Origin of the sequence: Burkholderia sp. LMU1-1-1.1, assembly GCF_040675865.1 — a bacterium.
Classification (GTDB): domain Bacteria; phylum Pseudomonadota; class Gammaproteobacteria; order Burkholderiales; family Burkholderiaceae_D; genus Rugamonas.
On sequence record NZ_JBEGHG010000003.1, the window covers coordinates 20,819 to 47,186 of the forward strand.

General features: G+C 64.4%; 15 protein-coding genes. 6 read left to right on the forward strand and 9 right to left on the reverse strand.

The window, feature by feature from the left end; genetic code table 11:
• The first annotated feature begins 35 nt into the window (after window positions 1-35).
• Window positions 36-800 (forward strand): exodeoxyribonuclease III, encoded by a 765-nt coding sequence (xth, locus tag MRBLMU1_RS03785; protein ID WP_363497249.1) that lies wholly within the window; start codon window positions 36-38, stop codon window positions 798-800.
• Window positions 801-805: 5 nt separating this feature from the next.
• Here xth and MRBLMU1_RS03790 read toward each other — a convergent pair whose 3' ends face one another.
• From MRBLMU1_RS03790 to prpB, 6 genes are all read right to left on the reverse strand, one after another.
• Window positions 806-4,078, reverse strand: a complete 3,273-nt coding sequence (locus tag MRBLMU1_RS03790; RefSeq protein WP_363497252.1) for a bifunctional diguanylate cyclase/phosphodiesterase — start codon at window positions 4,076-4,078, stop codon at window positions 806-808.
• Between the two features lie 194 nt (window positions 4,079-4,272).
• Entirely contained in the window at window positions 4,273-6,162 is a 1,890-nt protein-coding gene (locus MRBLMU1_RS03795) for a propionate--CoA ligase (RefSeq protein WP_363497255.1), read from the reverse strand.
• A gap of 27 nt (window positions 6,163-6,189) precedes the next feature.
• On the reverse strand, window positions 6,190-7,392 hold the full coding sequence (prpF, locus tag MRBLMU1_RS03800; protein ID WP_363497258.1) for a 2-methylaconitate cis-trans isomerase PrpF: 1,203 nt from the start codon (window positions 7,390-7,392) through the stop codon (window positions 6,190-6,192).
• Window positions 7,393-7,394: 2 nt separating this feature from the next.
• A complete protein-coding gene (acnD, locus tag MRBLMU1_RS03805) occupies window positions 7,395-9,992 on the reverse strand; it encodes a Fe/S-dependent 2-methylisocitrate dehydratase AcnD (protein WP_363497806.1) in 2,598 nt (865 codons plus the stop codon).
• Entirely contained in the window at window positions 9,992-11,137 is a 1,146-nt protein-coding gene (gene prpC / locus MRBLMU1_RS03810; protein ID WP_363497261.1) for a bifunctional 2-methylcitrate synthase/citrate synthase, read from the reverse strand. The genes acnD and prpC overlap by 1 nt, the downstream gene beginning before the upstream one ends.
• Before the next feature lie 14 nt (window positions 11,138-11,151).
• The gene (prpB, locus tag MRBLMU1_RS03815) at window positions 11,152-12,063 is read right to left on the reverse strand and encodes a methylisocitrate lyase (protein WP_363497264.1); all 912 of its coding nucleotides are present in this window, start codon (window positions 12,061-12,063) and stop codon (window positions 11,152-11,154) included.
• A 186-nt stretch (window positions 12,064-12,249) separates the two neighbouring features.
• Between prpB and prpR the strand changes: the two genes are divergently transcribed.
• The 5 genes from prpR (at window position 12,250) to MRBLMU1_RS03840 (ending at window position 16,898) form a co-directional block, all read left to right on the forward strand.
• A complete protein-coding gene (prpR, locus tag MRBLMU1_RS03820; protein ID WP_363497267.1) occupies window positions 12,250-13,875 on the forward strand; it encodes a propionate catabolism operon regulatory protein PrpR in 1,626 nt (541 codons plus the stop codon).
• Window positions 13,876-13,980: 105 nt separating this feature from the next.
• Window positions 13,981-14,862 (forward strand): alpha/beta fold hydrolase, encoded by an 882-nt coding sequence (locus tag MRBLMU1_RS03825; protein ID WP_363497270.1) that lies wholly within the window; start codon window positions 13,981-13,983, stop codon window positions 14,860-14,862.
• A 7-nt stretch (window positions 14,863-14,869) separates the two neighbouring features.
• Window positions 14,870-15,910, forward strand: a complete 1,041-nt coding sequence (locus tag MRBLMU1_RS03830) for a sensor histidine kinase (RefSeq protein WP_363497273.1) — start codon at window positions 14,870-14,872, stop codon at window positions 15,908-15,910.
• The gene (locus MRBLMU1_RS03835) at window positions 15,910-16,626 is read left to right on the forward strand and encodes a LytR/AlgR family response regulator transcription factor (RefSeq protein WP_363497276.1); all 717 of its coding nucleotides are present in this window, start codon (window positions 15,910-15,912) and stop codon (window positions 16,624-16,626) included. The genes MRBLMU1_RS03830 and MRBLMU1_RS03835 overlap by 1 nt, the downstream gene beginning before the upstream one ends.
• 137 nt (window positions 16,627-16,763) lie before the next feature.
• On the forward strand, window positions 16,764-16,898 hold the full coding sequence (locus tag MRBLMU1_RS03840) for a hypothetical protein (protein WP_363497279.1): 135 nt from the start codon (window positions 16,764-16,766) through the stop codon (window positions 16,896-16,898).
• Window positions 16,899-16,927: 29 nt separating this feature from the next.
• Here the strand turns inward: MRBLMU1_RS03840 and MRBLMU1_RS03845 are convergent, their stop codons facing one another.
• The 3 genes from MRBLMU1_RS03845 to MRBLMU1_RS03855 form a co-directional block, all read right to left on the reverse strand.
• Complete coding sequence (locus MRBLMU1_RS03845; protein ID WP_363497282.1) at window positions 16,928-19,372, reverse strand: FtsX-like permease family protein; 2,445 nt, start codon at window positions 19,370-19,372, stop codon at window positions 16,928-16,930.
• Window positions 19,373-19,651: 279 nt separating this feature from the next.
• Complete coding sequence (locus tag MRBLMU1_RS03850; protein ID WP_363497284.1) at window positions 19,652-22,960, reverse strand: S41 family peptidase; 3,309 nt, start codon at window positions 22,958-22,960, stop codon at window positions 19,652-19,654.
• Window positions 22,961-22,976: 16 nt separating this feature from the next.
• A complete protein-coding gene (locus MRBLMU1_RS03855; RefSeq protein ID WP_363497287.1) occupies window positions 22,977-26,297 on the reverse strand; it encodes a S41 family peptidase in 3,321 nt (1,106 codons plus the stop codon).
• Window positions 26,298-26,368 lie beyond the last annotated feature (71 nt).

Here is a 26,368-nt window from a genome sequence, read left to right on the forward strand (position 1 = left end):
GCCTCCACCAAACCCGCAAGGACACTGATCCCCCGATGAAACTAGCCACATGGAATGTTAACTCACTGAACGTAAGACTGCCGCACGTTATGAATTGGCTTGCGGAAAATCCAACAGACGTGCTCTGTCTACAAGAAACAAAATTAACCGACGACAAGTTTCCGGCTAGTATTATTGAAGCCGCTGGCTATCATGTCGTGTACAGCGGGCAAAAAACCTACAACGGCGTCGCCATCATTTCCAAGCTGCCGATCACCGATGTCGTCAAAAACAATCCACTCTTCGATGATCCACAGCAACGCATCCTCGCCGCGACCATCGACGGCGTGCGCGTGGTGTGCGCCTACGTGCCGAACGGCCAGAGCGTTGGCTCCGAGAAATACGAATACAAACTCGGCTGGCTGGCCGCCTTCCACGACTGGATCAAGCAGGAGGCCGCCCTGCACCCGCAACTGGCCGTCGTCGGCGACTACAACATCGCTCCCGAGGACCGCGACGTCCACGATCCGGCCGCCTGGGAAGGCCTGGTGCACGTTTCCGAAAAGGAACGCGCCGCCCTGACCCGCCTGCTCGACATCGGCCTCACCGACTCCTACCGCCTGTTCGACCAGCCCGAAAAATCATTCAGCTGGTGGGACTACCGCGGCCTGGGCTTCCGGCTCAACAAAGGCCTGCGCATCGACCACATCCTGCTGTCGCCCGCGCTGGTGGCACGCTGCAGCGCCTGCGTCATCGACCGCGCCCCGCGCAAGCTGGAGCAGCCGTCCGACCACGCGCCGGTGATCGCCACGCTCGACTGATCCTCCTACCCGGCCGCGATCGGGGGCCGCGGCAGCAGCAGCTGCGCGGTCACATGCGGCACCGGCGGCGAGAACAGATAGCCTTGCGCGAACTGGCAGCCGTTGCGCTGCAGGAGCGCATACTGGCCCTCCGTCTCCACCCCCTCCGCCACCACCGACAGCTGCAGGCTGTCCGACAGCGCGATGATCGCCGCCACGATGGCGCGGTCCTCCGCGCTGTCCTCCAGGTCCTTGATGAAGGCGCGGTCGATCTTGATCTTCTTGACCGGGAAGCGCTTCAGGTAGGCCAGGCTGGAATAGCCGGTGCCGAAATCGTCGATCGACAGGCGGATACCCATCGCGTTGATCTGCCCCAGGACCTCGAGCGTGTGCTCGCCGTGCTGCATCAGCGCCGTCTCGGTGATCTCGAACTCCAGCAACGACGGATCGATGCCCGTCTCGTCGAGGATGCGCCGTATCGATTCGACCAGTCCCCGATGCATGAACTGGCGCGGCGACAGGTTCACCGCCATCGGCACCGGGACCAGGCCTTCGCGCTGCCACGTCATGCTCTGCATGCACGCCTGGCGTATCACCCATTCGCCGATCGGCACGATCAAGCCGTTTTCCTCGATCAGCGGAATGAAACTGTCCGGCATCACCAGTTCCCCGGTGTCGCGGCGCCAGCGCAGCAGCACCTCCATCGCATGCAGGCGGCGCGTGCCGATATCCATGATCGGCTGGAAGTGCAAGGTGAACTCGTCCAGCGCCAGCGCGCTGCGCAGGCTCGACTCCAGCTCGAAGTGGCGCGCCGCCGACTGGTTCATCGCCTCCTTGAAGTACTGGTAGTTGTTCCTGCCGCTTGCCTTGGCGTGGTACATGGCGGCGTCGGCGTGGCGCATCAGCGTCGCCACGTCGGCGCCGTCGTCCGGATACACGCAAATGCCGATGGACGGCGTGATGTGCAGGTTGCGCCCTTCCAGCGGAAAGCCTTCGGACAGCGCCTGGATGATCTTCTCGGCCACGTGGCTGGCCTCTTCCACGCTGGCGATGCCCGGCACCAGCACCACGAACTCGTCGCCGCCCAAACGGGCCACGGTGTCGCTGGCGCGCACCGCGCGGCACAAACGGCTCGCCACCTCCTTGAGCAACTGGTCGCCGGTCATGTGGCCCAGCGAATCGTTGATGGTCTTGAAGCGGTCAAGGTCGATGAACATCACCGCCAGCTGGCGCTGCGAGCGCTGGGCCGCCAGCATGGCGCGGTCCAGCCGGTCCGACAGCAACGCGCGGTTGGGCAAGCCGGTCAGGCTGTCGTGGTACGCCATGTGGTGCACGCGCGCCTCGGCCTGGCGGCGCTCTACGATCTCCCCCTGCAGCAGCGCGTTGGCGCCCGCCAGTTCGGCCGTGCGTTCAAGCACGCGCACTTCCAGCTCGTCGCGCGCGCGGCTGACCGCTTCGGCCGCCTCGCGCCGCGCGGTGATGTCGTCCACCAGCCACACGGAGCGCCCGCCGGGCTGCGCCAGGTCGAACGGCCGGCCCGACAGCCGCGCCCAGAAGCGGCTGCCGTCCTTGCGCACCAGTTGATACTCGGCGACGTTGACGCGGCCGGCGCGGAAGTCCTGCGCCGTCGCCGCGCGCGCCTCCCGCCACGCCGCCTCGCCGGCATAAAAAGCCTGCACACTGAGGTGGTTCATCTCGCCCGGCGCGTAGCCGAACAATTCCTCCATCTTCGTATTGCAACGCAGGTTGAGCCCCTGCTCCACCACCGAGATGCCCAGCACCGCGCTGTCGAGGATGGCCTGGTTCTCCAGCAGCGCGTTGCGCAGCGCCTCCTCGGCGCGTTTTTGCTCGGTGCGGTCTTCGATCACCCAGATCGTGCCCTGGCCCGGATCGGCCGGATTGACCACGTAGCCGATCAGTTGCGCCCACAGGCGCGTATCGTCGGCGCGGCGCATTTCTATCTCGGTCTGGAACGGCTTTGCCACGGACAGATAGGGATAGGCCTCGGCGCCCAGCCGCTCGTAGGCTTCCCAGGACGGATACAACGCCTGTCCGGGAAGCCCCAGACCGGTGTCGCCGGGATAGCGGAACATGTCGCCGAAGCCGCGGTTGTAGCGCGTGATGACGCGGTTCTTGGTGAACAGGATGCTCATCGAGGCGTTGGTCATGATCGCCTCCACCTCCATCTGCGTCTGGCGCGTGGTCGTCACGTCCTCGACGATCCAGATGGCGCCGCCTTCGGTGTTTACTTCGTTCATCGCGTTGGCGCGCACGCGGCACCAGATCAAGGCGCCGTCCTTGCGCTTCAATTCGAACGCGGGGCTTTCGTACGGTTTGCCGTTGTCGAGCTGCGCCCGCGCCTCCACGGCGAAGGCCTGATACTTTTCCTGCGACGGGAACATGTCCGACGCCGGCATGCCGACCATGTCCTCGATGGCGTAGCCGAACATCTCCGCCATGCGCCGGTTGCAGTTGCGGACGATCTGGCCTTTACTAAACAGGATGCCGATCGATGCGTTGTCCAGGATCGCCTTCTGCTCGATCAGCGCGCGGCGCAGCTTTTCCTCGTCGATGCGGTGCTCGTTGATGTCTTCGACGATCCACACCGCGCCTTCGCTGGTGTGGATGGTATCGATGGCGCGGCCGAACAGCCGCGCCCAGAAGGTGCTGCCGTCCTTGCGCCGCAACACCAGCTCCGTCTTGAACGGCAAACCTTGCGCCAGCGGCGGGCCGGCCTCGCGTCCCAGCTTGAGGAAGTCCGCTTCGCTCGGATAGAGGATCACGCTCGGCGCGCCCTCCAGCTCCTCGCGGCTGTAGCCCAGCATCTCGGCGCAACGGATATTACATTCGGCGATGCGGCCGTCCTTGCCGAACAGGATGCCGACGGCGGCGTTCTCCAATATGGCCTGCTGTTCGAGCAACGTTTTACGCAACGCGCGCTGCGAGCGCTGCACGTCGCTGATATCGTGGAAGACAATGGTGCCTCCATCTGTTTCGGCGCCTGCCGGCAGCGGTTTGGTCCAGACCTGCACGGCGATGTATTTGCCGCTGGCCGAAGCGAGGCAACTGTCCCAACATTGCCCCGTCTCCGCATCCGCCAGGCGCGCGACGCTGGCGGCGCGCAGATGGCGCGCGAACACGCTCTCCACGGTTTGTCCGGCGGGATCGCATTCGAGCAAGGCAATCAACTCCGCGTTCGCCGCCAGCACCTGTCCCTCGGCGCTGTAAGCGCACGCGGGAACGCCGATCAGCGCCAGGGCGTCCGCGACGAAGTCAGGATTGGATGAAACGCGATTCATGAACACCAGGGGCACCCGAAAAAAATGCCGCCTTGGTCGTTACATGTCGGCAGCATTGTTGGCAGATGATAAACCACATTAGTGTCATTAGCCATCGGCGTGCCGCTTCGCGTTCATTTTGCGTTCATTTCGCGTTCTTAAATACGACAGTGGACCGAAGGCGCCATCCCGGAAAACCGGCCCGCCGCATGTCTTCAGGTTTGCAAGGCACTGCGGATCTGCAGCAGCGACGCCGGATCTTCGATCGCCGTCAGGTCGCCCGGGTTGCGGCCGTCGCAGATGGCCTGGATCGAACGGCGCAGCAGTTTGCCGGAGCGCGTCTTGGGCAATTGCGCCACGAAGCACACCCTGGCCGGCCGCGCCACCGCGCCCAGCCGATGGTCGACCACGTCCATGATCTCCCGCTCCAACGCCTTGCGGCCATCGTCGGTGTCGAGCCCCTTCGCATCCTTGACAATGACGAAGGCCATCGCCACCTGTCCCTTGAGCTTATCCTCCATGCCCACCACCGCCACTTCCGACACGTTGGCGTGGCTGGAAATGGACTCCTCGATCTCGCGGGTGCCCAAGCGGTGTCCGGCGACGTTGATCACGTCGTCGGTGCGGCCAAGAATGAAATAATAGCCGTCGGCGTCGCGCACGCCCCAGTCGAAGGTCGAATACACCATCTTGCCGTCGAAGTTGGACCAGTAGGTGTCGACAAAGCGCCGGTCGTCGCCGAACACGGTCTGCATGCAGCCGGGTGGCAGCGGTCCATCGATCACCACCACGCCCTTTTCGTTGGCGGCGCACTCCTCGCCGGTGGCTTCGTTGAGCAGCTTGACCCGATAGCCGTACATCGCCAGGCCAGGGCTGCCGGGACGCGTCGGCAGATCCTCGACACCCTTGGCGATCGACAGGATCGGCCAGCCGGTTTCGGTCTGCCAGTAATTGTCGATGATGGGCACATGCAGCTCCGCCGCGATCCATTGCGAGGTGGTTTCATCCAGCGGCTCCCCCGCCAGGTACAGCGCGCGCAACGACGACAGGTCGCGCCCGCGCATGAATTCCGGCGGCTGCTTGCGCAGCACCCGGATCGCCGTCGGCGCCGAGAACATGCGGGTGACCTTATATTTCTCGACGATACGCCACCAGATGCCGGGGTCCGGGCAGATCGGCAGGCCTTCGTACATGATGGTCGCCATGCCGGCGATCAGCGGCCCGTAGACGATATAGGAGTGGCCGACCACCCAGCCGATGTCCGACGTGGCGAAGAAGGTCTCGCCGGCCCTGGCGCAGAAGTTGTACTTCATCGACGATGCCAGCGCCACCGCGTAGCCGCCGACATCGCGCTGCACACCCTTCGGCTTGCCGGTGGTGCCGGAGGTGTAAAGGATGTAGGAAGCCTCGTTCGATTCCAGCCACGTCACCGGCACGCGAGCGTCAAGGTGCGCCGCGCGCATGGTCGAGTAGTCGACGTCGCGGCCCTCCACGCGGTCCATTGCGGCCAAGCCGCGATCGACCAGCAGCACGTGCGCCGGCCGGGCGCCGGCCAGCGCGATCGCCTCGTCCAGCAACGGCTTGTAGGGTATCGTCTTGCCGTTGCGCGAACCGGCATCGGCCGAGACGATCAGCACCGGCCTGGCGTCGTCGATGCGGCTGGCCAGGCTGTTGGCCGCGAAGCCACCGAACACCACCGAATGGATAGCGCCGATCCGGGCGCAGGCCAGCATGGCGATCGCCGCCTCGGCGATCATCGGCATATAGATCAGCACACGGTCGCCGCGGCCGACGCCCAGCGCCAGCATCATCGCCGCGCAGCGCTGCGTTTCGTCGCGCAGTTCGTCGAAGGAATAGCTGCGCTCCGTGTTGGTCTCGGTGGAGATGGCGATCAACGCCGCCTGCTCGCCCCGGGAGACGCACCAGCGGTCGACCGCGTTGTGGCACAAATTGGTCCGCCCGCCGACGAACCATTTGGCGAACGGCGGATTCGAATAGTCCAGCACTTGCGTGAACGGCGTGTTCCAGTCGATGAGCGCAGCTTCGTCTTGCCAGAATTGTTCGGGCGTGTCGATAGAGCGCCGATAAAAATCAGCGTAGGTCATGTCTCCTCCGTTTGGGATGTCAACCGCTTAGGTTAGATCGCCGGGCACTCTTACCCAGCCCTCCATCAGAACTCGCGCGCTGCGGCTCATTACCGCTTTTATCACGCTCCACTCGCCGCCGCGCAGCGTCGCCTGCGCGCCGACCCGCAAGATGCCGGACGGGTGGCCGAAGCGCACCGCTTCGCGCGCGCCGCCCCCCGCCGCCAGGTTCACCAGCGTGCCTGGTATCGCCGCCGCCGTGCCGATCGCCACCGCGGCCGTGCCCATCATGGCGTGATGCAGCTTGCCCATCGAGAGCGCGCGCACCAGCAGATCGATATTGCCGGCGTCGATCCGCTTGCCGCTGGAGGCGATGTAGGCCGCCGGCTTTGCCACAAACGCCACCTTCGGCGTGTGCTGGCGTTGCGCCGCCTCGTCGAGATGCTTGATGAGGCCCATGCGCAGCGCGCCATGCGCGCGTATGGTCTCGAACTTCGCCAGCGCCGCCACATCGCCATTGATCGCGTCCTGCAGTTCAATGCCTGTGTAGCCGATGGCGTCCGCGTCGACGAAAATGGTCGGTATGCCGGCGTTGATCATGGTCGCCTTCAGCGTGCCGATGCCCGGCACCTCCAGGTCGTCGATCAGTTGACCGGTCGGGAACATGGCGCCTCCACCGCCCTCCTCGTCCGCCGCCGGGTCCATGAACTCCAGCTGCACTTCGGCCGCCGGGAAGGTGACGCCATCGAGTTCGAAGTCGCCGGTCTCCTGCACTTCGCCGTTGGTCATCGGCACGTGGGCGATGATGGTCTTGCCAATATTGGCCTGCCACACGCGCACCACCGCCATGCCGTTTTGCGGCACGCGCGCCGGGTCCAGCAGGCCGGCGCTGATCGCGAACGCGCCCACGGCGGCCGACAGGTTGCCGCAATTGCCGCTCCAATCGACAAACGCCTTGTCGATGGAGACCTGGCCGAACAAATAATCAATATCGTGATCGGGTCTTTCGCTTTTCGAGACGATCACCGTCTTGCTGGTGCTCGATGTGCCGCCGCCCATGCCGTCGATCTGCTTGCCGTAGGGGTCGGGGCTGCCGATCACGCGCAGCAGCAGCGCGTCGCGCGCGGCGCCCGGGGTTTGCGCCGCTTCAGGCAAATCGCCCAGCCGGAAGAAAACGCCTTTGCTGGTGCCGCCGCGCATATACACGGCGGGGATTTTGATCTGCGGCGGGTGGATGGTGTTGTTCGTCATGGTCAGGCAGCCTTCACGGATTCAAGGAAATCCTGGGCGAAGCGCTGCAGCACGCCGCCCGCCTCGTAGATCGACACCTCCTCCGCCGTATCGAGACGGCAGATCACAGGCACCTCCACCTGCGCGCCGCTGAGGCGATTGATCACCAGGGTCAGCGTCGAACGCGGCGTGCGCGCGCCGATCACGTCATAGGTCTCGGTACCGTCCAGCGCCAAGGTCAGGCGGTTCACGCCGGGCATGAACTCTAGCGGAAGCACGCCCATTCCGACCAGATTGGTGCGATGGATGCGCTCGAAGCCCTCGGCCACGATCGCCTCCACACCGGCCAGCCGCACGCCCTTGGCCGCCCAGTCGCGCGACGAGCCCTGTCCATAGTCGGCGCCGGCGATCACGATCAGCGGCTGCTTGCGCTCCATGTATGTCTCGATGGCTTCCCACATGCGCGTGACGCGCCCTTCCGGCTCGATGCGGGCCAGCGAACCGGCCATCACCTTGCCGTCCTGCCCGCGCACCATCTCGTTCTTCAGGGTCGGATTGGCGAAGGTCGCGCGCTGCGCGGTCAGGTGGTCGCCACGGTGCGTGGCGTAGGAATTGAAGTCCTCCTCCGGCAGGCCCATTTTCGCCAGGTACTCGCCGGCGGCGCTATCGAGCATGATGGCGTTCGACGGCGACAGATGGTCGGTGGTGATGTTATCGCCCAGCAGCGCCAGCGGACGCATGCCCTTCAGCGGCCGGGCCCCGGCCAGCGCGCCTTCCCAGTACGGCGGTCGGCGGATATAGGTGGTCTGCGGGCGCCAGTCGTACAACGGGCTTACTTTCAGGCCGTCGTCCTCCTGCTTGGCGAACATGGGGATATAGACCTTGCGGAACTGCTCCGGCTTGACGCTGGCGGCGACGATGCGGTCGATCTCCTCGTCGGACGGCCAGATGTCCTTCAGCGTGACCGGCTGGCCGTCGGCATCAATGCCCAGCACATCCTTCTCGATATCGAAACGGATGGTGCCGGCGATCGCGTACGCCACCACCAGCGGCGGCGACGCCAGGAACGCCTGCTTCGCGTACGGATGGATGCGGCCGTCGAAATTGCGGTTGCCCGACAGGACGGCGGTCGCGTACAGGTCGCGCTCAACCACCTCTTTTTGTATCACCGGATCGAGCGCGCCGGACATGCCGTTGCACGACGTGCAGGCGTAGGCAACCACGCCGAAGCCGAGCTTCTCCAGCTCCGGCATCAGCCCCGCCTCCTCCAGATACAGGGTGACGGTCTTGGAGCCCGGGGCGAGCGAGCTTTTCACCCATGGCTTGCGCGTCAGTCCGCGCGCGTTGGCGTTGCGCGCCAGCAGACCGGCGGCGATCATGTTGCGCGGGTTGTTGGTGTTGGTGCAGCTGGTGATGGCGGCGATGATGCAGGCGCCGTCCGGCATCAGGCCCGGTTCGTTTTCCACCACGCCGCTGATGCCGCGCGCGGCCAGCTCGGAAGTCGGCACGCGGCTGTGCGGATTCGACGGACCGGCGATATTACGCACCACCGACGACAGGTCGAACGTCAATACGCGCTCGTATTCTGCGGTTTTGAGCGCGTCGGCCCACAGGCCGGTCTCCTTCGCATACAGCTCCACCAGCTTGACCAGTTCATCATCGCGGCCGGTCAGCTTCAGGTATTTGATGGTCTGCTCGTCGATGTAGAACATCGCGGCGGTGGAACCGTATTCCGGCGCCATGTTGGAAATGGTCGCGCGGTCGCCCAAGGTCAGGTGCGCGGCGCCTTCGCCGAAGAACTCCAGATAGGACGATACGACTTTTTGCTTGCGCAGGAATTCGGTCAGCGCCAGCACCGTGTCGGTGGCTGTGATGCCAGGCTGCGGCTTGCCGGTCAGCTCGACGCCGATGATATCCGGCAGTCGCATCCACGATGCGCGGCCCAGCATCACGCTCTCCGCCTCCAGTCCGCCGACGCCGATGGCGATCACGCCCAGCGCGTCGACCATCGGCGTGTGCGAATCGGTGCCGACCAGCGTATCGGGGAAGGCCACGCCGTCCACCGTCTGTATCACGGGCGACATGCGCTCCAGATTGATCTGGTGCAGGATGCCGTTACCGGGCGGGATCACGTCGACGTTCTTGAACGCCTTCTTGGTCCAGTTGATGAAATCGAAGCGGTCTTCGTTGCGGCGATCCTCGATCACGCGATTCTTGTCGAAGGCATCGGGATCGAAGCCGCCGCATTCGACAGCCAGCGAATGATCGACCACCAATTGCGTCGGCACCACGGGATTGACCAGCGCCGGATCGCCGCCTTGCAAGGCGATGGCGTCGCGCAGGCCGGCCAGGTCGACCAGCGCGGTCTGGCCAAGGATGTCGTGGCACACCACGCGCGCCGGGAACCACGGGAAATCCAGATCGCGGCGGCGTTCGATGAACTGGCCGAGGGAAGCGTTCAAGGTCGCCGGATCGCAGCGGCGCACCAGGTTCTCCGCCAGCACGCGGGACGTGTAAGGCAGTTTGGCCCAGGCGCCCGGCTGGATCGCGTCGACGGCCGCGCGCGCGTCGAAGTAGTCCAGCTGGGTGCCCGGCAAGGGTTTGCGGAACAAAGTATTCATCATTTCCTATCCTTGATCGGCACGAATTGCAGATCTTCCGGACCGACATAGTTCGCGCTCGGGCGAATAATCTTGTTGTCGATGCGCTGCTCGATGATGTGCGCGGCCCAGCCGGACGTGCGCGAGATGACGAACAGCGGCGTGAACATCGCCGTCGGCACGCCCATCATGTGGTACGACACGGCAGAGAACCAGTCCAGGTTGGGGAACATCTTCTTGACGTCCCACATCACGGTCTCCAGGCGCTCGGCGATGTCGAACATCTTCATCGAACCGCCCTCGCGCGACAGCTTGCGCGCCACTTCCTTGATGACGACATTGCGCGGATCGGAGATCGTGTACACCGGATGGCCGAAGCCGATCACCACTTCCTTGTTGGCGACGCGGTTGCGGATGTCCGCCTCCGCCTCGTCCGGATTTTCATAGCGCTTCTGGATCTCGAACGCGAATTCGTTGGCGCCGCCGTGCTTCGGACCGCGCAGCGCGCCGATCGCGCCGGTGATGGCCGAGTGGATGTCCGACCCGGTGCCGGCGATGACGCGGCCGGTGAAGGTCGAGGCGTTGAATTCGTGTTCCGCATACAGGATCAGCGACGTGTGCATCGCCTGCACCCAGCTGTCGGACGGCTTGAAGCCGTGCAGCAGATGCAGGAAGTGGCCACCGATGGAGTCGTCGTCGGTTTCCACTTCGATGCGCTTGCCATTGTGGCTGTAGTGATACCAGTACAGCAGCATCGAACCGAAGGACGCCATCAGGCGATCGGCGATATCGCGCGCGCCCGGCACGTTGTGGTCGTCCTTCTCGGGCAGCACGCAGCCCAGCACCGAAACGCCGGTGCGCATCACGTCCATCGGGTGCGCCGACGCCGGCAGCGCCTCCAGCGCCGACTTCAGCGCCTGCGGCAGGCCGCGCAGGGAGCGCAGCTTGGCCTTGTAGCCGCGCAGTTCGGCCTCGTTGGGCAGTTTGCCGTGGACCAGCAGATAGGCGATCTCCTCGAACTCGCAGGAGTTGGCCACGTCCAGGATGTCATAGCCACGGTAGTGCAGGTCGTTGCCGGTTTTGCCGACGGAGCACAGCCCCGTGTTACCGGCGGTGACGCCCGACAGCGCCACGGATTTTTTTGGTTTGAAGGTGGTCTCGGTCATGTCCTGGTCTCCTGTTATTTTTTCTGTGCCGCGTTTTGAGCGGAATTTTGGGCTGCAAACAATGCATCGAGCTTTTGCTCGAAGCTGTGATAGTTGATGCGTTCATACAGCTCGGCGCGCGTCTGCATCGTATCGAGCACGTTCTGCTGCGTGCCGTCGCGGCGGATCGCCCCGTAGACGTTTTCGGCGGCCTTGTTCATGGCGCGGAAAGCCGACAGCGGATACAACACCAGGCCGACATCGGCGCCGCGCAATTCGTCCACCGTGAACAGTGGCGTCGAACCGAATTCGGTGATATTGGCCAGCACCGGCACCTTGACGGCGGCGGCGAACTGTTTGTACATATCGAGGCTGATCATCGCCTCCGGGAAGATCATGTCGGCGCCCGCCTCCACGCAGGCGACGGCACGTTCGATGGCCGAGTCCAGCCCCTCTACCGCCAGCGCGTCGGTGCGCGCCATGATGACGAAGTTATCGTCGGTACGCGCGTCGACGGCGGCGCTGATGCGGTCGACCATCTCCTGCTTCGAGACGATCTCCTTGCCCGGACGGTGGCCACAGCGCTTGGCGCCCACCTGATCTTCGATATGCATCGCGGCGGCGCCGAACTTGATCATCGACTTGACGGTGCGCGCGACATTGAACGCGGAGGCGCCGAAGCCGGTGTCCACATCGACCAGCAACGGCAGGTCGCAAACGTCGGTGATGCGGCGCACGTCGGTCAATACGTCGTCGAGATTCGAAATACCCAGGTCCGGCAGCCCGAGCGAACCCGCCGCCACGCCGCCGCCCGACAAATAAATCGCCTTGAAGCCGGCGCGTTTGGCCAGCAAGGCGTGGTTGGCGTTGATCGCGCCGACCACTTGCAACGGGGATTCTTCCTGGACGGCTTTGCGGAAGGCGGCGCCTGCGGAAAATTGACTCATGTTCTGACCTTTCAGTATTGCAGTGAAGTTGCATTGAAGTTACATAGTTATTGCAAGGGGCATGCCACCCACTCTCCCCATAGAAATCAATGACTTATCTTTTATTAACGTTTCATTTTTGTTTCATTCTGAAACAGCGAAACACACATGCAACGAGTGCGCTACAATTGAGCCATGCGCCATTCCATGCCCCTGCCCTTCGACCCCGACGATAAACCGGTCATCTGGACCGTGTCGGTTTCGCGCCTGTACGACCTGTTCCGCGACATCACACTCGAATACGACAACCTGGCGACAATAGAACCGATCAACCTCGGTTTCGACGAAGCGGCGCGCCACATCCGCGAGCGCATGGCCACCGAGCGTTGCGACGCAGTCATCGCGGCCGGCTCCAACGCCGCGTATCTGAAAGGCCGCCTGTCCGTGCCGGTGGTGATCGCCAAATTCAGCGGCTTCGACGTGATGCAGGCGCTGGCCCGCGCGCGACGGGTATCGGACAGGATCGGGGTCATCACGTATCAGGAGCGTTTGCCGGAGCTGGCGGAATTCGCCGGCACCTTCGGCTTCGATGTCGCGCAGCGCACCTACGCCACCGAAGAAGACGCGCGGGCGCAGATCAACGACCTGAAAGCGGCCGGCATCAAGGCCATCGTCGGCGCCGGCCTGATCACCGACCTGGCCGAGGAAGCGGGACTGACCGGGGTGTTCGTCTACTCCGCCGCGTCGATCCGCCACGCCTTCGACGACGCGCTGGAAATGGCGCGCCTGACGCAGTTGGAGTCGAACCGCGCTCGCACGCGCGGCGCGGTGGTGACCGACACCCTGCGCGCCAGGCATGGCCTCAACGATCTGCGCGGCGAATCGGAGGCGATGGAGACGCTGCGGCAGTCCGTCGTACTGTATGCGAAATCGCCGGCCACGGTACTGATACAAGGCGAAACGGGCACCGGCAAGGAACTGGTGGCGCAAGCGATCCACCGCGAAAGCCCGCGCAGCCTTGGACAGAACCGGCCGTTCGTCGCCGTCAATTGCGGCGCGATCGCCGAATCGCTGCTGGAATCCGAATTGTTCGGCCACGAGGAAGGCGCGTTCACGGGCGCGAGGCGCGGCGGCCATGCAGGCTTGTTCGAAGCGGCCAATCGCGGCACGCTGTTCCTCGATGAAATCGGCGAGATGCCGCTGGCGCTGCAAACCCGCCTGCTGCGCGTGCTCGAGGAGCGGGAAGTGGTGCGCGTCGGCGGCACGCGCCCGATCCCGATCAACGTGCGCATCATCAGCGCCACCCACTGCGACCTGGAGCAGCGCGTGCGCGAAGGCCGCTTCCGGGCCGACCTGTTTTACCGGCTGGCGGTGCTGCGGCTGTCGCTGCCCCCGTTACGGGCGCGCACGGAAGACGTGATGACGCTGGCCGAGTGGTCGCTGAAGAACGCGCTGGCATCGCTGGGCGCGCGGCCGCATCCGAATCTGCACGCGGAGATGAACGCCTGCGCAGCGCTGCTGCGGCGATACGACTGGCCGGGGAACGTGCGCGAACTACGCAATCTGACGGAGCGTTTGGCCCTGTTTCTCGCGGCCGAACCATTGCAGGCGTTGACGCCGGCGTTTGTTCTCAGCGTGGCGCCGGAGTTGGAGACGATTGCGCCGCATGCCGAACCAGCGGCGCCGATAAAACCGACACGGGTCGAAAGCGCAACCGAGATACTGGCCCGGTTCGGAGGACGCCGCGACGCCGCCGCTGATTATTTGGGAATCAGCCGCACCACGTTGTGGCGCAAATTGCGCGCCGAAGCAGACAGCGCTCAATCAAATTAAATCACACCCCACGCGCCACTCATCATGGCCGGCGACCGCTCGTCACTTCATCGCCCCCGTTACCTCGGCGCGCCATTAGGATAGCGGTACAGGAGGAATCAACCCATGAAACGAAACACGTTCAACCGTCTGTCCACCGCCATCGCCCTCGCCGCCGGGCTGCTGCTGTCGGCTGCCGCCGTCGCCGCGCCATCCGCCTTCCAGGTGAAGGTCAGCGGCACGGGCGCGCCGCTTATCTTGATCCCGGGCCTGGCCTCGTCCGGCGAAGTATGGAACGGCACCGTGGCGCATTACTGCGGCGCGGGTAAATATCAATGCCACGTGCTCACGCTGGCCGGCTTCGCAGGCGTCCCCGCCATCGAAGATCCGCTGCTGCCCGCCGTCGAACAGCAACTGAGCGACTACATCGCCACCCAAAAATTCAAGAAGCCAGTCATCATCGGCCATAGCCTGGGTGGCTTTCTAGGTCTGAAACTGGCCGCCGACCATCCCGACCAAGTGGGCCGCCTGATCATCGTCGATTCCCTGCCCGCTCTGGGCGCCACGCAAATGCCTGGCGCCACCAGCTCCCAATTGAAGGAAATGGGCGAAGGCATGCGCAGCCGGATGATAACCCAGGACGCCGCGACGATGTCCGCCAGCCAGCTGCAGATGTTGCGCACGATGGTCACCAAACAGGAGGACATCGACCGCGTCGCCGCATGGGGAAAACGCTCAGACCGCGTCACCGTCATCAACGCCATGGCCGACCTCATGTCCGAGGACCTGCGACAGGAGGTCAGCCGCATCAAGGCGCCGACACTGGTGCTGGGCAGCTGGATCGCCTACAAGGACTACGGCATCAAACAGGTGTTCGAACAGACGTACAAAAGCCAGTACCAGCAGCTCGCCGGCGTCAAGGTGGAACTGTCGGACAATGCCCGCCACTTCATCATGTACGACGATCCGGCCTGGATGTATGATTGGATCGACCAATTTCTGAACTAAGTCCGATATGAAGAACGACCGCCCGCTGCTCGCCCGTTTCAACTGGTACTGGCTATTGCAGTTGATCGGCTGGAACGCCCTGCCGATCATGATGGTGTCCATGACGCCGACCAGCCCGCGCCCATTGGCGATGCTGGCGGTGGGCTACTGGGGAGCGGTGGCGGGCCTGCTGATCTCCGACACCTGGCACCGGGTGCTGAAGCGGCGCATACGCAGCGGCATCCGGATCACCTGGAAGACCATCGCCGTGGCCATTCTGGTGCTCGGCACTATCCATACAGGTGTCCAATACGTCGGCTTCCTGGTCATCAAACCATTTGGCCCGGTGCATGGTATCGGTTGGCTGCCCGGCGCGCTGATTTCGTGGTGGACCATCCATCTGGTGTGGAACACCTGCTACATGTCGGTGCTGGCGGTGCGCCGCGCCAACCGGTTCGAAGCCGAAGCGTTGCGGCTCGAGATCAGCGCCAAGGACGCCGAACTGCGCGCCTTACAGGCGCAAGTCAACCCGCATTTTTTCTTCAATAGCATGAACAGCGTGCGCGCCCTGATCTACGAAGACCAGAACGCCGCCGCGCAAATGGTCGATCAACTGGCGAGCGTGATGCGCTACGCGCTGCAATCGGGCCAGAACGACACGGTTCCGCTGTCGGCGGAGGTCGAAGCGGTACAAGCTTATCTCGCGATCGAGAAAATACGCTTCGAGGAACGCATGCGGGTCAGCGTCGACATCGGCATGGGACTGGAGCACGTGCGCATTCCGCCGATGGCGCTGCAAACGCTGGTGGAGAACGCGGTCAAGTACGGCGTCGAAGCCAGTCCCACCGGCAGCGAGATACAGATACGCGCCCGGCGCATGGACGACGGCACGGTCCATATCGAGATCGCCAACCTTGGCGCGATTCTGCCGTTCGCCAATTCGACCAAGGTTGGCCTGGTCAACACGCGCAAACGACTGACACTGGCATTGGGCGCCGGCGCCAACCTGGACCTGACGGAGCACAGTGGCTGGGTGCGGGCCACGATGACTTTACCGGAGGCCGCGTGATGCGGGTGCTATTGATCGACGACGAGCGCCTGGCGCGTTCCGAACTGCGGCGCCTTCTGGCGGCGCATCCCGAAGTGGAGATCATCGGCGAGGCGGTCAACGCGGCGGACGGGGTGAGGCAGATCGCAGCGCTCAAACCGGACCTGGTTTTCCTGGACGTGCAAATGCCCGGCGGGAGCGGCTTCGACATGCTTGCCGCGCTTGAGGAAGCGCCGGAGGTCATCTTCACGACCGCGTTCGATCAATACGCGCTGCAAGCGTTCGAGGTCAACGCGCTGGATTATCTGCAGAAGCCGATCCAGGCGGCGCGCATGGCGGCCGCGTTGCAGCGCTGCGCATTGCGGCACCAGCGCACACTGGAATACTCGGCGGCGGTCACGCCGACAGCGGCGAAGAAACTGTTCATCAAGGACGGCGAGCGATGCTGGTTCGTCGGATTGCAGGACATATGGCTGTTCGAGTCGGAAGGCAATTACACGCGCGTTTACTTCGCCCAGCATAAGCCGCTGATGCTGCGGTCCCTGAACCAGCTCGAAGAGCGGCTCGATCCGCAACGCTTCTTCCGCGCCAGCCGCCGCCACATCGTCAACCTCGACGACGTCGAACTGGTGACGCCCAACGATGCCGGCGGGCTGGATCTGACGCTGCGCGAAGGGGTGCGAATCGAGGTCACACGCCGACGCGCCGCGCAATTCAAACTTCTCGCCAGCCTGTAGTACCGCAGTTACGGATCAGGTCCAAATGACAGAAGTCATAAAAAATTTGAATATCGAATATCGAAATTTATAATTATATTTATATCTGGAGAACGGCTAGACTGCAGTTATCGCAAAAGCCGTTCAAAGGAATTGATATGATCACCTACCTCGCCACCCCGCAAACCATGACCTCGCCCGCAACCAAGGCACGTGACTGGAAAGCCCTGATCCGCCGCGCGCTCGAGCTGGCAGGCGCCCCATACGCCAACAGCCCGTACATGCCACTGTAATCCGTCGCCGGGCGAGATGCGCGGCGCGCTCACATGCGCAATGCCCGCACCGGCACCATGCGCATCGCGATCCAGGTATGGCGCGCGATCGCGATCAGCGCTATGGCCCATGTCAGCGAGAGCGCGAGCAATAACGTCCAGTAGCCGATCGGCGCGTGTTCGACATAGCCGGCGAGGTAGCGGTTGATCCCCACAGCCGCTACCGGCAGCGCCAGCACGGCGGCCGCCGCCAGCAACGCGCCGACCTCCCGCAGCACCAGCAAGCCGATGTCGGTGCGGCGCGCGCCGTGCAGCTTGCGCAGCACGATCTCGCGCGCCCGCCGCTGCACCGTGTTGGCCGACAAGACGTAGGTGCCGAAAGCCGCGATCACCAATGCGATGCCCGTGGCGACCGCCAGCAACCGCGCCAGGCGCGCATCCTCCTCATAATTGACGGCCAGGATGTCGGCGGCCCGGTAGGTGCGCGGAATCGCATCGGGAAAATAGCTCGGCCAGAGCGCCCGCGCGGCGCGCTCGATATCGGCCGGCGCACCGGACGCGCGCAAACTCAGCACCGTCCCGGCGGTCCCAAGGTCATACGCGACCGCGTTCGGTTTCTCCCGCAATGAACGGAAACGCAACTCCGGCGCGATGCCGACGACGCGCTTCGCCGTCACGACGTTGTCGAATCCGGTGAACATTACGGTCTGTCCCACCGCCTCCTGCGCACTGGCGAAGCCAAGTTCGCGCGCGGCGACGGCGTTCAGCACCACCGGTACCCCGTCGTTCTCCGCGTCCACGCCCTCCTTGAAAAGCCGTCCCGCCGCAGGCGCGATGCCGTACAACTCAAAGAAATTCGCGCTGACCGACTTCATCTCCATTGTCGCGGCCTGTCCGCCGGGGCGCTTGAGCGCCCGCGTCCAGATGTAGTCGAGCCGCCCAATCGGGTCCTCGGAAATCGCCACGCCGGCCACGCCGGACTGCGTCTTCAACGCCGATAAAAACCGCCGCGCCTTCTCGCTGTCCTTGACGCGCTCCGGCATATCGACGATCACCATCTGCGCGGGATCGAAACCGGGCGACGCGTGCATCGCGTAGTCGGTCTGCCATGCCACGGCGATGGTGACGCCGGCAAAGCCCATCGCCACGGCGACCTGCAACACGGTGAGCGCGCGGCGCCATTGCATGCTACCCATCGACTCCGTATCAGGCCGTCCCTCCAGCGCTTGCCGTGGTGGTACCCGCAGTGCGATCAAGACCGGATAGACGGCCGTGGCCAATCCCAGGAGTGCCCCGACGCAGAATGCGGCGGCGACGTTCTGCGGAGAGAACAAGCCATCCAGCTGGCGATTGACAAGATGGGAAAAAGCCGGCACCGCCAGCCACGCCAACAGCAAGGCAAGTACGGTAGCCACCATCGTCACCAGCAGCGATTCGAGCAGGAACTGCAGCGCGATATGTGGCGCGCCGGCGCCAAGCACCTTGCGCATCGCGACTTCGCGCTGGCGCCGCAGTACGCGCACCATCGCCAGGTTGACGTAGTTGATCCCGGCCAGCAGCAGGATCAGTACCGCCATCAGCGCCAGGCCGGCGGTGACCACGGGGCTGGCACGGTCGCCGGGCAGCGCGATAAAGCTGTTCCTTACCGTGTGGTCGAAGTAGGCGTCGCGCAACGGCGACATCGACAATTCGATCGCCTTGCGCTTGCCGAGCCGCTCGCGCACCTCCGGCGGCCATTGATTGACGCTGGGTGTGACGTCCACCGCTTGCTGTAAACGGCTGACGATGTCCTGCACCGATGTGCCGGGCTTCACGCGCACAAGCATCTTGGTCATCCAGCCGCTTTCGCCGGTCAGCATTTCGTGTCGTATGGCTTTTTCCACCACCCCCGCATGGACGCCGAACAGCACCTCGAACGGAATCGTCGTATTGGCCGGAGGCGCCGGCACGATGGCGCCGACCTGCATTGTCGCGCCTTCGGACAGCATGGTCCGCCCCAGCGCGTTGCGCGTGCCGAACATGCGCAGCGCCGCCGTTTCGGTGACGACAAACAGGTCGGGCCGTTCCAGGGCCTGCGCCAGATCGCCCTGCACCGCCCGCAGGCCGAGCATCGACGGAAAACCGGGCAGCACGATCAAGCCGCGCACCGTCATCAGGTTGCGGTCGACGCGCACCGTCAGCGGCGTGATTTCCGGGCGCGCCGGAATGTAGCTGGTGGCGTCGACGACGCCGGGTATCTTGAGCGCGGTCTCGCGCAGGAACATCGGCGCCAGATCGAACAGCGGCGACGATTGTTCGACATTGAAATGGTGTTTGACGACGTAGACCTGATCGGCGTCGGGCAGATGCGTGTCGTACTCCATCGAGTAGCGCACATAGCCGAGCAGCAGCAGGCAGGCGGCCAGGCCCATGCCGAGACCCAGCACGGAAGCCAGGGTGTATGCCGGCTCCTGGATCAAGGTGCGCCAACCGATGCGCAAGTCGCGTAGCTTCATGGGTAATTCCGTGGATGGAGGATAAAGGGATATTGCAACTACCATGCCACGGCTTTTTTACGCGCTGGACCTCGGTGAATCGCCGATCTGTGTTCGGAAGTGAACGGGGCCGCTGTTCAGTTCCGAACACTTTGCTGGTTGGGCGCCAGGCATAGGCGGCGACGGCGCATGCATGGCGGATTACGCTTCGCTCTTAAGTCTTCCGGCAGAAGGACGCTCCTTCGATGGCCCCCCGGGGCGGATTGGCGGGCCTCGCCCGCTAATCCGCCCTACGTGGATCTACTTCGACTTCACCGGGAAGGCAGGACGTGGCGGCCGCACCGGCGGATTCTTCGCCAGTTCCGCCTTGATGACCTCAATCGCCTTTTCCAGCTGTGGATCGCGGCCGGCGATGACGTCCGCAGGCGTCTGATCGACCTCGATATCCGGCGCCACGCCCTCGTTCTCCACGCCCCAGCCGCCATCGCGCGTCCAGAAGGCCAGGTTGGGCGCGGTGATCGTGCCGCCATCGAGCAGCACCGGGAAGCCAAGCACGCCCACCAATCCACCCCAGGTGCGCTTGCCGATCAACGGTCCCATTTGGTTTTTACGGAACATCCACGGCAGCAGGTCGCCACCCGAACCGGCCGTCTCGTCGATCAGCATCGCGCGCGGTCCCTGGATCGAAGCGGACGGCGTTTTCATGTCCGCGCCGTAGCGCATGGTCCACCAGGCGATTTCCTTCTTCTGCAAAATCTCCAGGTAGTAGTCGGCCACGCTGCCGCCGCCATTGAAGCGTTCATCGATGATGACGGCGTCCTTGTCGGCCTGCGGGAAGAAGTAGCGCTTGAAGTAGGTATGGCCCAAACCTGCGGTGTTCGGCACGTACACATAGGCTACCTTGCCGCCGGTGGCCGCGTTGACCTTGCGGATATTCCCCTCGATCCAGTCGCGGTTACGCAGCGCGTCCTCGGTCGGCACCGGCACCACGGTGACGGTGCGCGACTTGCTGCCGTCCGCGTTCGGACCGACGGTGATATCGATGGCTTTGTTGGCGGTGTTTTCGAAGGCGCTGTAAAGATTGGTCGGCGCCATCAGCGGACGGCCATCGACCGCCAGCAGATACTCGCCGGCCTTGACGTTCAGGCCCGGCTCCGTCAGCGGCGCGCGCAGGGCCGGATTCCAGTTCAAGCCGCCGTAGACTTTCTTGAAGCGGTAGCGGCCGTCGCTGATTTCGTAGTCGGCGCCCAGCAGGCCGCCCGGCACCGCTTTGCTGTCGGTGAAGAAGTCGCCGCCGCCACCGCGATGATGCCCCACACCCAGCTCGCTGCACAGCCACTGGATCAAGCGATTCAGATCGGCGCGGGACGACAGCTCCGGAAGGAATTGCGCGTACTTCTCGCGCATCTTGTTCCAGTTCGCGCCGTGCATGCCGGGGTCGTAGAAGAAGTCGCGGTTGATGCGCCACGCTTCATTGAAGATCTGCGTCCACTCGGCGCGCGGCTCGGCGCGCACTTCGATCGCCTCGACCTTGATCTTGCCCTCACCCGGCGTCAACGTCTTGGCGCTGGCGCTGCCCATGGCCCACGCCTCCTTGAGGCGGTAGACGATCTTCTTGCCATCGGAAGACACCTCGAATTCATCGGCCTCCGCCAGCAACGTCTCGGCCTTGCGGTCCGTCAGGTCGAAGCGCTGGATGGCTTTCTTGCCGTCGTTCTCGCGCAGGAAGAATATCTGGCCGTCCTGCCCCGCTTCCAGATCCGACAGCGACGCCGCCGGTATCGGCAAATCGACGATGCGCGTTTCGATGCCCTCGAAATCGATGGACATCGGCGCGACCGGCGCCACGGTGACTTTCGGATCGTCGCGCCCCGTCTTCGGATCGATCTTCGGCGTCTCCGGCTTGGCCGCCTCCTTCTTCTCCGACACCGGCGGCGTGACAGGAGTTGCCTTCTCCTCGTCGCTTTCCTTGATCAGCGGCGAAGGCAGGTCGCGCCGCAGCACCGCCATCCAGACCGTGCGCGTGACGCGGTTATCCTCGTTCTGCTGCGAGAACCAGTTGTTGCTGGGCCCCGCGTTGGTGGAGGCGAAGAAGTACAGGTACTTGCCGCTCTTGTCGAACACCGGATTGACCACGTCCGACAGACCATCCGTCACCGGCCAGGATTTTTTCTGCTCAAGCGAATAGATGTAGGCGCTGCGCGTGTACGTCATCGAGTTGAGCGCGTACGCGATCCAGCGCGAGTCCGGCGCCCACGCCGCGCGCAGGGTCTTGTTCACGCCATACAGCGGCTCGGAAGCGATCTTGTTGATAGCCCCGGAAGCGACATCCATCACGTACAAGGTCCACGAGTTGTCCGTATAGGCGATCTTTTTGCTGTCTGGCGACCATACCGGATTGTCGTAGAAGCCGGAACCGGTCAGCTTGAACTTGCGCGGTTCGCTCTTGCCGTCCTGCGCGCGGATATGCAGCGCGTACTCGCCCGATTCGTCGGAGAAGTAGGCGACCGAGCGGCCATCCGGCGACCACGCCGGCGAGCGCTCGTTGGCTGCGGAGGTCTGCGTCAGGTTGCGCACATCGCCCTTGTCGGCGGGGATGGTGACGATCTCGCCGCGGAATTCATACGCCACCCGCGCGCCCGACGGCGACACCGAAAAATTGCGGATGTACTTGGCGCCACTGAGCCAGCGCGGACGCGACATCCCAAGGTCGCTACTGACGCCGATGGTCAGCTTGCGCGCCTGGCCGCTGCCGAGATCCAGCGCGTGCAAATAGCCGGCCTGCTCGTAAACGATACCGTTGCCCGAGGCCGACGCGTTCAGCACCGGAAAGTCGGTATGCCTGGTCAGCGCGCGGACCAGCTTGGACTTCACGTCATAGGCATACAAGTTGAATTCGCCGTCGCGGTCCGAACGGAAGTAGACGGTGTCGCCGATCCACATCGGATCGACATCGTTCGAATGCGTGGCCGGTTGCGGTATCTTGACCACCGATTTGTCGCCCCGGTTGAACAGCCACAGGATCGAGTTGGTGCCGCCGCGATAATGCTTCCACTGCAGGAAGGCCGGCGAGAACGGGTTGTAGACGATGCTTTTGCCGTCCGGCGACCAGGCGGCGCGCGCGGCGTTCGGCACTTCCAGCTGCGTCTCCACGCCGCCAGTCACCGGCACCGTGAACAGTTTGCGATAGCGGTTGTTGAACGCCGCGCGCGGCGACGTGAACATCACCGATTTTCCATCGGGAGCGAAGCCCTGCACCACGTCCGCGCCCGGATGATACGTCAGCCGCTTCGGCACCCCGCCCTCGATCGGCAGCAAATAGACGTCGGTGTTGCCGTCGACTTGCGCGCTGTAGGCGATCAGTTTGCCGTCCGGCGAAAACTGCGGGTTCGATTTTTCACCCGGGTCGGACGTCAGGCGGCGCGGCGCGCCGCCATCGGGATTCGCCAGCCACACATCGCCGGCGTAGATAAAAGCCAGATGGGTGGCGGACAGCGCCGGTTCGGTCAGCATGCGGGTATCGCTGGTGCTGGGCAGTGCCTGCGCGGTTGGGGCCATGGTGATGGCCGCACCGGCGAGGGCGAAAGTGACGAATACTAGGCGCTTCATCTGCATCGAGGTCTCCTTATTTCAACGCGGGGATCACCTGCGGTTGATATGGTTTGATCGGACTGTCCTTCAATTTTTTATCCAGCAGTTCCAGCGCGGCTTCCAGCTGCCGGTCCTGGCCCATGAAGGTCGCATGCGGCAGGTTGTCCACTTCCACATCCGGCGTCACGCCCACGCCTTCGATCAGCCAGTGGCCGTCGGCCGTATTGAACTGGCCGTTCTCGGCGACGCGCGCCATGCCGTTATCGCTCAAGCGGTTGTTATCGCTCAGCCAGACACCGGCACCGGCCGTGCGCTTGCCCACCAGCGGCGCCAGTCCCAGGGCCTTGACGCCGGCCGCGAAGGTCTCGCCATCCGAGTACGTCAGCTCATCGACCAGCACCACCAGATGGCCGCGGAAGGTGTTCTGCATGTTCGGCGCCGGCTGCGCGCCCGGCGCGGCCCAGAAGGCCCAGGCCTTGCGCAGCAGCTTTTCGATGATCCAGCTGTCGATATTGCCGCCGTTATTGCGGCGCACGTCGATGATCAGGCCTTCGCGGTTGACGTTGGCGTAGAAGTCACGCGCGAACGAGGCGATGTCGCGCGGCCCCATGGCGCGAAGGTGCAGGTAGCCGATGCGCCCTTTCGACGCCGTCTCCACCTGGCGCGCGCGGCTCTGCTCCCAATCGCTGTAGCGCAGGCCGGCCTGCTTGGTCATATTCACCGGCATCACGATCACCGGACCGGCGCCGCCGGCCTTGCGTTTAATCTGCAGCAGCACCTGCCGGTCGGCCTGGTTCAGCAGCAGGTCGGCGATGTCGCGCGCCTCCAGCACCGATTTGCCGTTGACGGCGGTGATGATGTCGCCCTCCTTGACGTTGACGTCGGCCTGCGCCAGCGGTCCGCGCTCGGACGGCAGTTCCGGCTCGCTGCGGTAGATGTGGTCGACGCGGTAGCCTTCGGCGGTGCGCGTCAGCAGCGCGCCCAGGCCGGAAGGCACGCCCTCCGGGGCGGAACGGCGGATGTCGCCGGGAGCGATCTGCGAGTGCAGCGCGCCCACCTCGCTGATCATCATGCCCAGGATGTCGTTCAACTCCGCGCGGTCGGTCACGCGCTCGACCAGCGGCGTGTATTTATCGCGCACGGCGGTCCAGTTCACGCCACGCATCTTGGCGTCGTACAGGAAGTCGCGGTGCATGCGCCAGGCGTCGTTGAACATCTGCTTCCACTCCAGGCGCGGATTGGAGGTGAAGCTCCAGTCGTCGACCTTAACCTTGGCCTTGGAGGTGTCGGTCGGCGCCTTGGCGGCCGCTTCGACGATGATCATGTCGCCCGGACCGCCGGTGAAGGTGCGGTAGTAGATGTGTTTTTTGTCGGCGGCCAGGTCGAATTCGCGCACGCCGGCGGCAAAGGTTTCCGGCTGCGGACCGTTGGAGGCGATGGCCAGCGTTTTCAGGTTCGCCTTGCCATCGCTGGACTCCACGTCCAGGAAGTACAGGCGCTTGTCGTCCATGTTCAGGCCACGGTAGTTACCGGGCGCCAGCGGCACTTCGTACAAACGGTCCTGCAAGCCGGCGAAGACGATCTCCGGCAGCGACTTGTCCGCCTTCTTGACCGGCAACGCCGTCTTGGCCGTGGCTTTCTCCACCGCCTTCTCCGCCGCTTTCTCGGCCGCCTGCTCGACCGCCTTGTCGGCCGCGCCCTCGGCCACCTTCTCGCCCGGCTTGCCCAGTTCATCGTCCGGTTTGAACGGGAAGCGGTTGCCAGGCTGGAGCGCCAGCGCGTAGACGCCGGTGCGCTTGTCGAACACCGGCCCCATATTGCGGTCGCCCCACGGCGAACCGTTCGCCAGCTGGAAGTTGCGGGCCGAGAGGAAGTACAGCCATTTCCCGTCCGGCGAAAACACCGGCGAGCGCGAGGTGTAACGGTCGCTGGTGACAAAGACCAGCTGCTTCGACGCCAGGTTGTACAAGCCGATTTGCTCGCGCTGCTCGGTGGTCGCGGCGCGTACCAGGGCCAGATTCTTACTGTCGCCCGACCACAGGATTTCGTCGTGCTTGTCGACGCCGGCCTTGCCCGCATCGTCGATGACGATATTCGATTTGGTCGCCAGATCCAGCAGCCAGAAACGGCCCTTCTTGTCCGTGTGGCCCAGCCAGCGGCCATCCGGCGATGGATACAGCTGCCAGCGGTGGCTGACGCCGTCGCGGGTCAGCTGCTCGCCGGGGCCGGAGCCGTCGGCGGCGAACTTCCAGATTTCGTTTTCGCCGGTGGTGTCGACGATCGCGTAGACCCACTTGTCGTCGGGGCTGAACACCGCCTCGCGCGCCCGCGCGCCTTCCGGCACCGCGATCTCGACGCGGCGCTGCGCGCCCGTGCCGGCCAGGCTCACGCGCCCGCGCGCCGTCAGCACCAGCCGCTCGGACTTGGCCGACAGCTGCACGTTGGTCAATTGGTCCAGCGGCGAGCGTATCTGGCGCGCGCGCTGCTGGTCGAAGTCGGACACCAGGCCTATCGACAGCTGCCGGTCGGCCGACGCGGCCAGGTCGAACACGCGCAAGTCCGCACCCAGCTGATAGACGATGCGGCCATCGCCGAGCGCCGCGTTGCGCACATCCCAGTCGGTGTGTTTGGTGAGCTGGCGCGGATCGCCGCCGTCGGGCGCCATCGACCACAGGTTGTCGGAGCCGCCACGGTCGCTGATGAAATAGACGCGGCCCTGCCACCACATCGGGCGCTTGTCGTTGCCGGCGTCGGAGGCCAGCAGCGGCGCCGCTTCCACGCCTGCGCCGGCAGTCAGATCGTAGCGCCACAGCTGCGCGTGGGCGCCGCCGCGATAGTTCTTGACGTTGTCGTTGGTCAGGGCCAGGCCGTAGCGCGTGAAGTACAGCGTCTTGCCGGCGTCGTCGAGCACCGCGTCGTTGGCGTCGGCGACGGCGAACACGCGCCGCTGCAACGACGACGGCTGCACGGCGGCGACGATGCGGTGCGCCGACGGCCCCTTCGAATCCTGGGTGCTGACGAGCACCTCGCCCTGCGCCGTCCAGCCCAGCACCGTCACGGCGCCGTTCTCGAACGTCAGCCGCTTCGGCAGGCCGCCGGCGACCGGCATGACGTAGGCTTCCTGCGCACCCTCGTACGAGGCCGAGAAGGCGATCCATTTGCCGTCGTAGGAGATGGCGGCGTTGGTTTCGGCGGCTGGGTGCGTGGTCAGGCGCTGGGCCTGGCCGCCCTGGGCGCCGGTCTTCCACAAATCGCCTTCGGCGGTGAAGACGACGGCGTCGCCACGGATGGCGGGGAAACGGTAGTAGGCGTCGGCGGCGAAGGCCGCCTGGCCGGCCAGCAGGCCGGCGGACATCAGTATCAGAGCGAGGGGGTGAAAGCGAAGGCGGAGCGGTGACATGGACAGGCTTTACAAGTTGTCGAAGG